The 11,547-nt window shown below is 36.8% G+C and carries 13 protein-coding genes; 10 read left to right on the top strand and 3 right to left on the bottom strand.

Going from position 1 to position 11,547, the window contains the following annotated elements:
- The first annotated feature begins 85 nt into the window (after positions 1-85).
- The 8 genes from FD725_RS12800 (at position 86) to FD725_RS12765 (ending at position 5,135) form a co-directional block, all read left to right on the top strand.
- Complete coding sequence (locus FD725_RS12800) at positions 86-349, top strand: hypothetical protein (protein ID WP_179048500.1); 264 nt, start codon at positions 86-88, stop codon at positions 347-349.
- 657 nt (positions 350-1,006) lie between these two features.
- Positions 1,007-1,261, top strand: coding sequence for a hypothetical protein (locus FD725_RS12795; RefSeq protein WP_179048499.1), 255 nt, complete (start codon positions 1,007-1,009; stop codon positions 1,259-1,261).
- A 131-nt stretch (positions 1,262-1,392) separates the two neighbouring features.
- A complete protein-coding gene (locus tag FD725_RS12790; RefSeq protein ID WP_179048498.1) occupies positions 1,393-1,644 on the top strand; it encodes a hypothetical protein in 252 nt (83 codons plus the stop codon).
- A gap of 131 nt (positions 1,645-1,775) precedes the next feature.
- Complete coding sequence (locus tag FD725_RS12785; RefSeq protein ID WP_179048497.1) at positions 1,776-2,030, top strand: hypothetical protein; 255 nt, start codon at positions 1,776-1,778, stop codon at positions 2,028-2,030.
- Between the two features lie 129 nt (positions 2,031-2,159).
- On the top strand, positions 2,160-2,402 hold the full coding sequence (locus FD725_RS12780) for a hypothetical protein (protein ID WP_179048496.1): 243 nt from the start codon (positions 2,160-2,162) through the stop codon (positions 2,400-2,402).
- 87 nt (positions 2,403-2,489) lie between these two features.
- Positions 2,490-2,711, top strand: coding sequence for a hypothetical protein (locus FD725_RS12775; RefSeq protein ID WP_179048495.1), 222 nt, complete (start codon positions 2,490-2,492; stop codon positions 2,709-2,711).
- A 54-nt stretch (positions 2,712-2,765) separates the two neighbouring features.
- Positions 2,766-3,965: a phosphotransferase family protein gene (locus tag FD725_RS12770; protein WP_179048494.1), complete on the top strand. Its 1,200-nt coding sequence runs from the start codon at positions 2,766-2,768 to the stop codon at positions 3,963-3,965.
- Between the two features lie 87 nt (positions 3,966-4,052).
- On the top strand, positions 4,053-5,135 hold the full coding sequence (locus FD725_RS12765; protein WP_179048493.1) for a T3SS effector HopA1 family protein: 1,083 nt from the start codon (positions 4,053-4,055) through the stop codon (positions 5,133-5,135).
- Positions 5,136-5,358: 223 nt separating this feature from the next.
- Here the strand turns inward: FD725_RS12765 and FD725_RS12760 are convergent, their stop codons facing one another.
- Positions 5,359-6,108: a peptidylprolyl isomerase gene (locus FD725_RS12760; protein ID WP_179048492.1), complete on the bottom strand. Its 750-nt coding sequence runs from the start codon at positions 6,106-6,108 to the stop codon at positions 5,359-5,361.
- Between the two features lie 433 nt (positions 6,109-6,541).
- Between FD725_RS12760 and FD725_RS12755 the strand changes: the two genes are divergently transcribed.
- Entirely contained in the window at positions 6,542-7,918 is a 1,377-nt protein-coding gene (locus tag FD725_RS12755) for a serine/threonine-protein kinase (RefSeq protein WP_179048491.1), read from the top strand.
- 106 nt (positions 7,919-8,024) lie between these two features.
- Here FD725_RS12755 and FD725_RS12750 read toward each other — a convergent pair whose 3' ends face one another.
- Positions 8,025-8,924, bottom strand: coding sequence for a DUF3365 domain-containing protein (locus FD725_RS12750; RefSeq protein WP_179048490.1), 900 nt, complete (start codon positions 8,922-8,924; stop codon positions 8,025-8,027).
- A gap of 131 nt (positions 8,925-9,055) precedes the next feature.
- Here FD725_RS12750 and FD725_RS12745 point away from each other — a divergent pair, with 131 nt between their 5' ends.
- A complete protein-coding gene (locus FD725_RS12745; RefSeq protein WP_179051519.1) occupies positions 9,056-9,922 on the top strand; it encodes a phosphate/phosphite/phosphonate ABC transporter substrate-binding protein in 867 nt (288 codons plus the stop codon).
- A gap of 79 nt (positions 9,923-10,001) precedes the next feature.
- Here FD725_RS12745 and FD725_RS12740 read toward each other — a convergent pair whose 3' ends face one another.
- Complete coding sequence (locus FD725_RS12740; RefSeq protein ID WP_179051518.1) at positions 10,002-11,255, bottom strand: GTPase family protein; 1,254 nt, start codon at positions 11,253-11,255, stop codon at positions 10,002-10,004.
- Positions 11,256-11,547: the final 292 nt, after the last annotated feature.

Raw genomic sequence — 11,547 nt, 5'->3', positions numbered from 1 at the left:
TAGAAGAGAGTAATTCTGGATTTTTGGATTAGTCCTATCTCAAGGATTTTCTGATAGAGATGACCGTATTTAAGGAGACAAAGCAATGGTAAGAATCACAATCTCCGACCTTGACCCTAGTAATGAAGAACAATTTATTACTGAACTCACTGCTGGAGAAATGAGAACAGTCCAAGCTGGGATGAGAAGAAGAGGATCAAGAGGAGTAACTACAAGCGAAGAAACTGAAGCTTTGCCTTCAGATGAAGAAATAGGGGTTTCATTTGACGAAATCAATTCAACTCTTGATGATTGGATGGCAAGACTTGATCTACAACTCGCAGACCTGCGAAAACAACTTGGGATTTGAAAATATTGTTTGCACAACTACAACTTAATTTTTCTCTAATCGTGTGGTTTCAATTTCATGCAAATTAAACACACGATTTTTTTACGTCTAAACTCCAGAATCAAAAGCCCTCACCCTAAATCCCTCTCCCACACTTGGAAGAGGGACTTTGAGATTTTTACTCCCCTTCTCCCAATTCTGGGAGAAGGGGTTGGGGGATGAGGGCAAGTTTTATATATCATTCATTTAGTGAAATGGTATTAGCTATAGGAATCCGACTTGATTATTGAAATTTCTGGCGTGGTGCGCAAAGCGCAGCGCAAGCGCGATAGGCTCTTAACAGGTAACAGAAAAGAAGTAATAGAGGTGTACTGATTTTTTTGTGTAAGCACAGGCTACGCCAACAGAAATCAAATGTGACTTCTATATAAGAATCTAGTCAGATTCCTATATATCAAGATTTTTGTGAATTGGTATGAGCCGTTGTTGATGATAGCTAAAATCTGTTAAATCAGAATTCAAAAAAGACATATCGTATCTATTTAGGTCTTTTTAATCAAGTTGGGAAGCTTGAATTTCCTAAAAATTCTCAATAAAAATTGAATCAACGGTTAAGCAAAACACAACTTAATCGTTAGCCAAGTCTACTGAACTCAATAATTGTTTTAGGAGTCAATCATGGCATTTATTGCTGTTAAAGAACTACAAGCTGCTGGTTCTGAATTGTTCCAAGATTCTGAAAGCTTCCTCAACGAACTTAACAATCTTGACAACTCCATTCAAGGTGGTGACTATGATGGCTTTTCTTCAGCCACAAACGGAGTTTTAGACTACGGTATCAAGGGATTTGAGTTTGGAGCAATCACTTTTGGTGTTGATGCTATTGGACACCTAGTTAAGTCCTTCAGTGATGATGGTCACGATTACTATTAATCTCTAGTTAGTTAGTGAATTAATCGTGAGCTAATAGCTTTACAGAAATTGTTGCATTAGCGATTAAGTCATATATTGCTTAATCGCCTGCACTTTCTAGAAAACACAACAATTTTTTTTAGGAGTCAATCATGGCATTTATTGCTGTTAAAGAATTACACGCTGCTGGTTCTGAATTGTTTCAAGATTCTGAAAGCTTCCTCAACGAACTTAACAATCTTGACAACTCCATTCAAGGTGGTGATTATGATGGCTTTTCTTCAGCCACAAACGGAGTTTTAGACTACGGTATCAAGGGATTTGAGTTTGGAGCAATCACTTTTGGTGTTGATGCTATTGGACACCTAGTTAAGTCCTTCAGCGACAATGGATACGATTATTAATCTCTAGTTAGTTAGTGAATTAATCGTGAGCTAATAGCTCTACAGAAATTGTTGCATTAGCGATTAAGTCATATATTGCTTAATCGCCTGCACTTTCTAGAAAACACAACAATTTTTTTTAGGAGTCAATCATGGCATTTATTGCTGTTAAAGAATTACACGCTGCTGGTTCTGAATTGTTTCAAGATTCTGAAAGCTTCCTCAACGAACTTAACAATCTTGACAACTCCATTCAAGGTGGTGATTATGATGGTTTTTCCTCAGCCACAAACGGAGTTTTAGATTACGGTCTGAAAGGATTTGAGTTTGGAGCTATCACTTTTGGTGTTGATGCTCTGGGACATCTAATTAAATCCTTCAGCGATGATGGTCACGATTACTATTAATTTATAGTGAGTTAATGAATTAATCGTGAGCTAATAGCTCTGTGGAAATTGTTGCATTAGCGATTAAGTTATATATTGCTTAATCGCCTGCATTTTTCTCAAATACAATAACTTTTTTAGGAGTCAATCATGGCATCTATTAATCTGACCGAATTACCTACCACTGGTTCTACATTGTTTCAAGATTCTGAAAGCTTTCTCAATGAATTGAACAATATAGATGCTATTTCCATCAATGGTGGTAATGATTACTCTAGTTCTACCAATGCTGTTTTAGCTTACGGTATTAAAGGTCTTGAGTTTGGAGCTATTACCTTTGGGATTGATGCTATTGGACACCTGGTTAAGTCTTTTAGCGATGCTGGATACTAAATTTTAATTATTTATCGGGCTAGATTAATTGATTAATTTTAATCTAGCTCACTGCTAATTATCGACAAGTTTTGATTATTTAAGCCAATGGCGAAAATCATTATTTCTGAATTATCTCAATCTGATTCAGAAAGTTTTTTAACTGACCTCCATGATGGGAATTATAGAGTTATACATGGTGGCAATGGCTATGATATTGACCTAGTGATAAAATTTGCTAAAAAATCTTTTGAATTTATGTTGGTAGTATTTGCCATTTATAGCATTGTCAACTTAGTAGATAGCTACACCAGTAATTCTGATTTTTAAATATTTTTGAGTTACTGAAATATTAGTTGTTAACCCTAAAATTAATCTAAAACTATGCCACCATTTCTTTTAAGTTCTCAGAATGTTTTCGACTATCTGATGTCGCTAGATTTATGTACTCTTGATGAGCAATTATCTAGCAAGATTGAATTAAAACCCGCAAAGAATTTTAATTTGTTAGTTACCTTAGCTAATGGCAGAAAAATTCTCATTAAACAAGAACGCCACAACCTAGAAGGAAAAACAGTGGGTGAGTTTTTTCAAGAATGGCGAGTTCATGAATTTTTACGTAACTTTCCTGAAATAACGCACATTCAACCCTATTTTTCGGAAGCGTTACATTTTAATAGTGAAAATTCCATCATTGTTTTCAATTATCTAGACAATTATCGTGATTTGATGGATTTTTATATTAGCGAGAAGTTAGAATATTTCCCAACAAATATTGCCACAGCCGTTGGTGCTACTTTAGCATCTATCCATCGGCTCTCGATGAATCGTGAAGACTATCGAGGATTTTTTCAAAATATTGATGATACTTTGACAAGAGGAAATATTAATTTACATCGGGGATTAGATAGACTTACACCAGAAATTTTTGGCAGGTTCCCTGCGGATGGGATAAAGTTCTTTGCTCTGTATCAACGTTATGATAGTCTAGGTCAGGCGATCGCAGAATTATCTGAGAATTTTACCCCATGTTGTCTCACTCACAATGACTTAAAATTGAATAATATTCTTTTATCTTTAAGTTGGGATGAAGTAGACCCAAATGAGTATTTATCTCCTAAAAATATTATTCGCTTAATTGACTGGGAACGTGGTAATTGGGGAGATCCAGCCAATGATTTAGGTACAGTTATCGCTAGTTATCTGCAAATTTGGTTGCATAGTATGATTACTAGTAAATCAATTGCAATTGAAGAGTCTTTGCGCCTAGCAACAACTCCTTTATCTCTACTCCAACCTTCAATAAGGGAGTTAGTAATTGCCTATTTAAATCAGTTCCCAGAAATAATAAAACACCGTCCTGATTTTTTAAATCGTGTCATGCAATTTTGTGGTTTAGCTTTGGTTAGAGCTATCCAAGCACGACTCCAACATGAAAAAACATTTGGTAATGTTGGCATCTGTATGTTACAAGTCGCTAAGAGTTTATTGTGTCGTTCAGAAGCATCTATACCAACGATTTTTGGTGTGGAAGCAGCAAGTTTGTTAGTTAATTGTCAACAGTCAATGGTTAATAGTCATTAGTCATTAGTCATTAGTCAGTTGTTTGTGGGAATTAATTTTTCTCTTTTGTCTCTGCATTTTTTTGATGTTATTTACACGCAAATCTCTATGCAACTATTAGATTCGCTGTCTGTTCAATTAGCAAATATTCCTGAATCATTACAGATATCATTCCAAGATATCATTCACAAAGTTGAGATTCAGTCTCAATATTCTATTAAACATCCAGACTATAAGCCTGTGGAATTGCCAGAGTCAGCAGTTTTGCGTTTTCAAAAATTGTCTCCTGATTTTCAGAGTAAATATTTGGGCTTACAACTGCGTAGTTTTCTTTACGGAATCTACTACAATGGTTCTTTAAAAAAGACTCTAGCATTCGACACTGAAACACCTAATATAATAGTGAATCAAAATCTGGAAAATAACACATTTTTGGGTGTGGATGTCGCTTTTTACGATCGCCTACACGAAAGTAACACAGGTAAAGGACACTGGAGTTATGGTTGGCAATTTGTCAAGCCAGAAACAAATGATACTTTTGTTGTCTATAAAGATGGATTGACAATACACGTTGATAGTCAAAATTTGCAGGCTCATCCTGACAGTAACTTACTGGCAATTAAATTACCTAAGAATCTGGTACAAAACGGATTTTATATGGCGGTCGCTAACGCAGGCGCATCACATCAGCATCAAACCTTGGTGCGTGTCTACTTCAATTTGACTCCTGAAGGTGCAGTTGCTGTGATGAATAGTTTAACTACAAAGCTTAATGATCTACCTATTCCTTTTACATTTAAAGCACTATACAACCCTTCTGATTATGGGCGTTATGATTCAGGAGTACTTTATTTTGACAAAAAGGATTATGAAAGGGTTCATCCTGTTTTAGAGCAGGTGTATACAGAACATCATGCACATTTTCAATCACAAGTGCCTTTATTTACTAAGTTTATCGCTCCAGGGTTAGCGATCGCTGAAGAACCAGACCAAAAATTGAACGAACAAGAAAGTTTTGGTACACATCGTTGTCAAATTGTCGCTAATGGTTTGGTAGAGGCTTGGCAATTGGGTAATGATACACCAGCAGGTAGGATAGAGGCGATCGTTGCACATTTCTCTTCACTCAATATTGAATTGCAACGTCCTTACCTTAATGCTAATTCAGAAGATATATATACACCTTTGTAATCATCAACTCCAGTTTGCTGCTGAGAGTTAAAGATGTATATATATTCTCGAATAAAGTTTGACTGTTTGATAACCTCGTTAACAGTCTCATGGAGCTATTTCCGGTGGGCAAAAGGGCTTTTTTTTAAACAATTTTCACTTATATTATGATATTATCATATTTAACAAATCAAAAATATCCCCAATTTATTAACTTAATTGAGGATATTAAATTGTGATTAATTTAGTTATTATTTACAGAAATATCCGCTAAAACCTCAATTTGAGACAATTGTTGTTGTAGCCAAGTAGTGAAGAAATCTCTGGCAATTTGAATTCGCCTTTGCTCATCTAACTCAGGTGTAATAATTTCTTCTACTGCAATTATATGTACTCCTTTGGGTGTGGTAATTGGTTTGAGAATCTGTGGTGGATTAGCGGCAAAAACTGCCGCAGCGATTTCTGGGCGAAAGTCACTACGATAGCGAATACCTTGATAACCACCAGCACGACGAATTTCAGTATTTTGGATATATTGACGAGCGATTTCTTGAAAACTAATTTCACCTTCTTGTAGAGCATAAAATAATTCTAGAGCTAAGTCTTCATCATCTAAAACAACTTCATAGGTGACAACTCCGGTATAATCGATTTTGTGAGCATAAAAATAAGGTTCAATTTTATCTGCAAATAAATGATTAGCGAGTTTAATAGATAAGAGATTCTTTTTGGCAATCTCTTCAAAATCATCTATGGTGAGATAATGTTTTTCCAGCCAAGCCCAAGTATCATCTGCTTTGAGTAACTGGTTAGCTAGCCGTATACTATCAGCAGCTTGTTGCAGTTCTTCTGTACTGAGTTCAATATCAAGTTTTTCGGCTGCTTCGGCAATGAATTTTTGTGTAGCGATCGCTTCCAATATAGTAGGGATTTGGCAAGATAACTTCAGATAATAAATAATGTCTGCCGTAGATAATTTTAAAAAATTTTCCATGCTGAAATTCCTCTGTTAATTCAACAAAATAAAAGTCATTTTTTGATAAAAATCAAGACTTTACATATTATGATTGCGTGATGGATTTTTTATGGACTCTATCTATTGGTAGTTTTAATAATTTGATTAATTTTATAAGAATACAATTTGAGTACAACAATATTTTACGTAGTTAATAAATAAGTAACAAAGTGATTCAATGTGTACTTAATTTTATCTATCAGTGCCAACTACACCTGCATAAATCTCATATGCTTCACGTATAAGTAAATAAATCGGCACAATCAAATCAAACTAGATGAAGAAAAATCAACTAGGTGACAACCCTGATGCCTATTGCCCATTGTCTTATCGCTGACTTACTTATGTAAATTTTTTGGGGAATATTGATCGTTATGTCAAGATGGAGATGAGGACTTAGGCAAATCGTACAATGTTAGGAAATTTACTAGCTGGGCGTTATCAAGTCCTCCAAATCTTAGGTGGAGGAGGATTCGGTCAAACTTATATTGCTCAGGATATGCACCGGCCAGGGCATCCCAAATGTGTTGTTAAGCACCTTCTGCCAGTTACCCATAATCCAGAGTTTATGGAAACTGCCAGACGGCTATTCACCAGTGAAGCAGAAACACTAGAACAACTAGGCTATCATGAGCGAATTCCAAGACTTTTAGCTTACTTTGAAGAACATCAAGAGTTCTTCTTAGTGCAAGAATTTATTGAAGGTCATTCTCTCAAAGCGGAAATGCTCCCTGGGCAAAACTGGACAGAAGACCAAGTAGTTTTATTGTTGCAACAGGTATTAAAAATTTTAGAGTTCGTTCATAGTCATCATGTTATCCATCGGGATATCAAACCGGAAAACATCATCAGACGACAACAAGATCATCAGTTAGTGCTGATTGATTTTGGTGCAGTGAAGCACATCCAGAATCAATTACTCGCATCCCCAGGGCAAACAGAGATGACCATTGCCATTGGGACACCAGGATATATGTCTACAGAACAGGGACGAGGTAAACCCAGGCCAAGCAGCGATATTTATTCGTTGGGTATTGTCTGTATCCAAGCCCTGACAGGATTACACCCCAGAGAATTGGAAGAAGATCCCAACACAGGAGAGATTCTCTGGCAACATCAGACACAGGTTAGTCCAGCGATCGCATCTATTCTATCGCGGATGGTGCTACATCATTTTAAATGGCGCTATCAATCTGCCACAGAAGTTTTAGCAGCACTAGAGCAAAACTTTGCTCCGGATGCGGAAACTAAATTCACTCAAGTATCATCAGCACTTACACAGTTACACCAGGTTTCACCATCCCCACAACAATCAACTAGTCAGCAAACTAACAGTATTCTCTCTTCATACCAGTATAAAAAGTTAGAAAAAATACTCTTAGAACTCGTTGGCCCTGTAGCTACGACATTATTAAGACTCTCGACATCAGCACAGAATTATTCAGAGTTAATCAATAATTTAGCGCAACACTTGCCAGAAAACCAACAAAAGGAATTCCGGCAAAAAGCCATGTTACTATCTGAGGAATCTGCTAACCAGCCTCAAACCCATATCAATAATTTACCTAGTCAAGTTCCCCCTTTCAGTAACTCAGAAATCACTGATAGTTTTATCTGTGAATGTGAGCGAGAATTAGCTGATTTAATCGGCCCAATCGCTAAATTTCTCATTCAAAAAGCGCTCAAGTCTACTCCACAAATTTCTCGTGCTGAATTAGTAAAAAATCTAGCTACAACCATTTCTGAGCCTCAAAAAGCAAGTCAATTTCAGCAACGGCTAGGTTATTAAATACTTATTGCCTATTGCCTTTCATTAAATTGAGTGAGGGAGTGCTGTTAGCGGAAGCGGGGCGATGCAGCCCGTGCTGAGTTTTGACTAATGACTAATGACTATACTAACTTTGTTGATTGAGCATATCCATAGCTATTTTTAAGCTAGATTTCATGCGCTCAAATGCTGCGGCTAAACCACCAATTTCATCTTTAGATGTTTCTGCAAAATTAGCATTCATATCACCAACGCTAACTCTTTGAGCAATTTTTTCAATATTTCTAATTCGCTCAATGACAGTTTTTTTGATTAAAAAGTTAATTACAAGCACAACAATTGTAAAAATAACCGCTAAAAGCCCCATAATCAAATACCAACTCCGATGAGCATTATTAAAAACCTCTTCAGAAGGAACAGAAATTATTTGAGTTGCAATAATCTGATTGAGTTTCCAACCAAAACCATTTTCTGTTCCATAAGTTGTCAACTGACTTTTAGGTGCTTGATCTGGTGTAGAATGGCAACGCAGACATTTCTGTTCTGTAATTTCTAGTGGTCGGGCAATATAAAATACTTGTCCTTCTGGTAATGAGCGAAAGCCAGAAAGTTGTTTAGTTTGGGGTTCATTGCGAAACCGTTCTACAAGTTGGGTTTCAAAAGGATCTGCTTTATCTCTTAAATTAGTTGGATTAATCGTTGCTTCTTTATACAGAAAATTTTCATATTCTGCATTTTTACGGAAATTTTCAAATACTTCTGTAGCAGAAAATGCTGGTACTGTTTCCGGAATGAATACTGTTTCTGTCTCTAATCTGGGTGCTAGTAGAGGATTCACACGATTTTGCGTATAACTTCTAACTGAGTTCATTGTTTTGATCAAAATCTGTGCTTTAGAAGTTATTTCATTTTGCGCTCTCTGTTGCAGTACGTTTGATAGTATTGTGCCACTTAAACAAATACTAACTATGAAAATGATCATCAAAAGTAAGTTAAACTTAGCACCAATTTTTAAGTTTTTTAACATATTTTTTAGCTATAAAAATTCTTAGTTTAATAGTATATACTAGCTTGTGTAATAGCAATAGATACACAATTAAAAGTAAACAAATATTAACTCTTTTCTTTAACATCAATTAGGCATAATCTTAATTAATGATGATTGGACGCTTTTCCCGTCGTTTATTTTTTTTACAGCTTTTAGGTTTAACAGTCGCCAGATGCACATCAACATCAAGATATGAAGGTACTTTAACTATTGGTGTGATCAATTATGATGGCGGAGAAGAAATAATTAAGCAATATGAAAAGTTTAACCGTTACTTAGCTGAAAAAACCAAGTCACACATTCGTTTAGAGCCTGTGTTCAACGAAAATAAAGCAATTGAAAGATTGCGAGAACGGGCTTGGTCATTAGTCTTTGCTCCTCCAGGTTTAGCAGCTATAGCGATCGCTTTATCTCAATACGTGCCTATTTTCCCTTTAGTAGGTATTAGTAATTTACGCTCTATCTTGGTTGTACGTAAAGATGCTCCAATCCGCAACCTCAAACAACTACAGGGTAAAATAGTTGCTTTAGGTCAACCAGGTTCAGCCACAGGATATTATTTCCCTCTATTTAATCTTTATGGATTGACGCTAGCTGAAATATTATTTGCACCTACACCTACAACAGTTTTAGAATGGGTAGCACAAGGAAAAGCTGCTGCTGGCGCTATTTCAATGGCAGAATTTGATCTTTACACTCCCCAGATTAATGAACATGAGTTTCGTGTATTATATACAGACCCTCATTATGTTCCATCTGGTGTGGTGTTACTGGGGCCAAATGTAGAACGCAATCGTCAAGAATATATCCGCAAAGTTATGAGTGAATTTCCTGCTGTTTTGGCTGAAGAAGTAGGATATGTACCCAATGGAAAAGTCCCAAATTATCAATATATGATTGATGTAGTTGAGCGAGTGAAACTCATCACTTCTGAACTACAAAATCAGCCTGTTCAATTATTCAAAAAAACAAGTTAAATTTAGTTTCTTTATCTTGAACGATAATTCGGGTAGGGGCGGGTTTACCAATATCATCGTTAATAATTTGTCACTTAGATTAAATTCCCTTAAATCGTTCTTTTGCCTTCTCAAACGCCTCTTGCATGACAGATTGAATTTTTTGAGGATCGGGTTTATTCCCACCCATTAAATCACCAAAATACACACAAGCTGTCTCTCCTAAAGACCAAGTATAAGCAGCTGCCCAAGATGCAGCGATCGCACTACCAAAACCTGGGATAAACTTAACTAATTCTCGTCCTATGGCTTGGGCTAAAAAACCACCGGCGATCGCACTCACAATACCACCAGCTTGTGATGGAGACAAGGTTTGACCATATAGTTTTCCCAAAATTGTCACCATCGATACTTGCAAAGCCGTAAGTACGGGCATAGTAGCAAATGGTAACAGTACAGCTGCAAGTGTAGCTGCCATAACAGCGAATGATAGAGTATAACGTCTACCTACATCCCGGTAGAGATTGCCGAGTTTTTCACTTACTTGCTTATCTAATAGCTGATAAATAGCTTGCGCCTCTGCTTCTGGGAGTAGTTCTGCTAGGGTATCGCGGAATCTCTCTAAACCGTAAAATACTGGATCATAACCGTCTTCTTCTAGAGTAAAGTCGATCAGGATCGAGCGATCGTACAATCCAGCAAAAGCTGTTTGAATAGCACTGAAAGTGCGGTTGATTTCTGGGTAGTCTGGTGGATATGGAGGATGATTGATCACATCAGGGGGATATACTTCGTGTAGACAAGTCACTGCTAGTAAACAGGGAACTTCAGGGTATTGCTGACGCAAATTTTGAGCAATTTGTAGTAGGGTATCAGTGGCAAAATCATTGATTTTCACAGTCAAAATCAACACTCTGACCCGGCTACTTTCCTGCTGTAAATCTCCTACCAACTCCTGAATGACTGCTTGAGTTTCTTGGTTAACGTCTCCCAGCCCGACTGTATCTGTAAAAATTAACAAGGGTAAGTCATCAGATGGATAAGCATAACGTTGAGTATATTGTGTATGCGGACGAAACCCTTGTCCCACAATCTCAGATGAGACACCAGTTAATCCTCTGACAATTGAGCTTTTACCTGCTTGCGGTTTACCAATCAATAAAGCTTCTGTAGTCGGTAATTCTTCCCGTACTTTCTCTAAAATATCAGCAATTTCCGCTTCATCAACACTAAACCACTGTACAAACCTCTGTGAAACCTGTTCAAGGGGCAAACTCTGCACTAAACCGTCTGTTGTCTTTCTCCAGACATCAGCAACACGGTTTATCCAAGAATTGTTTTCTCGTCTTGTCATCGCACCCTTACCAGTTTCACGGAACTGCTGATATTTAGCTTGTAGCAAATCAGCAATAAATTACTCACCCATTAGTATCAAAACACAGGAGAGCTTTCTTTACTATTCTAAGAGGACGTTTGAAAAGTCTGTTTCTTTGTCATGTTGAATGCAGCGTAGCGGAATGAAACATCTCAATATGTGCCACAAAACCTAGATTCTTCCTTACGCTCCGCTCCAGTCAGAATGACATTTTTATACCTACTGAAACTTTTCCAACACCCTCTAACGATGAGTGGGGAGTCTCCTCTGT

Source organism: Nostoc sp. TCL26-01 (assembly GCF_013393945.1).
Lineage (GTDB): Bacteria > Cyanobacteriota > Cyanobacteriia > Cyanobacteriales > Nostocaceae > Trichormus.
Note: the sequence above shows the minus strand (reverse complement) of the source record. Positions and strands in the feature narration are given on the sequence as shown.

What these genes read in the sequence shown, in the direction of transcription:
- FD725_RS12765 (WP_179048493.1), top strand. Translation starts at nt 4,053, where the DNA reads ATGCAACTATTAGATTCGCTGTCTGTTCAATTAGCAAATATTCCTGAA.
- FD725_RS12785 (WP_179048497.1), top strand. Translation starts at nt 1,776, where the DNA reads ATGGCATTTATTGCTGTTAAAGAATTACACGCTGCTGGTTCTGAATTG.
- FD725_RS12740 (WP_179051518.1), bottom strand. Translation starts at nt 11,255, where the DNA reads ATGACAAGACGAGAAAACAATTCTTGGATAAACCGTGTTGCTGATGTC.
- FD725_RS12795 (WP_179048499.1), top strand. Translation starts at nt 1,007, where the DNA reads ATGGCATTTATTGCTGTTAAAGAACTACAAGCTGCTGGTTCTGAATTG.
- FD725_RS12755 (WP_179048491.1), top strand. Translation starts at nt 6,542, where the DNA reads ATGTTAGGAAATTTACTAGCTGGGCGTTATCAAGTCCTCCAAATCTTA.
- FD725_RS12800 (WP_179048500.1), top strand. Translation starts at nt 86, where the DNA reads ATGGTAAGAATCACAATCTCCGACCTTGACCCTAGTAATGAAGAACAA.
- FD725_RS12760 (WP_179048492.1), bottom strand. Translation starts at nt 6,108, where the DNA reads ATGGAAAATTTTTTAAAATTATCTACGGCAGACATTATTTATTATCTG.
- FD725_RS12750 (WP_179048490.1), bottom strand. Translation starts at nt 8,924, where the DNA reads ATGTTAAAAAACTTAAAAATTGGTGCTAAGTTTAACTTACTTTTGATG.
- FD725_RS12790 (WP_179048498.1), top strand. Translation starts at nt 1,393, where the DNA reads ATGGCATTTATTGCTGTTAAAGAATTACACGCTGCTGGTTCTGAATTG.
- FD725_RS12780 (WP_179048496.1), top strand. Translation starts at nt 2,160, where the DNA reads ATGGCATCTATTAATCTGACCGAATTACCTACCACTGGTTCTACATTG.
- FD725_RS12745 (WP_179051519.1), top strand. Translation starts at nt 9,056, where the DNA reads ATGATTGGACGCTTTTCCCGTCGTTTATTTTTTTTACAGCTTTTAGGT.
- FD725_RS12775 (WP_179048495.1), top strand. Translation starts at nt 2,490, where the DNA reads ATGGCGAAAATCATTATTTCTGAATTATCTCAATCTGATTCAGAAAGT.
- FD725_RS12770 (WP_179048494.1), top strand. Translation starts at nt 2,766, where the DNA reads ATGCCACCATTTCTTTTAAGTTCTCAGAATGTTTTCGACTATCTGATG.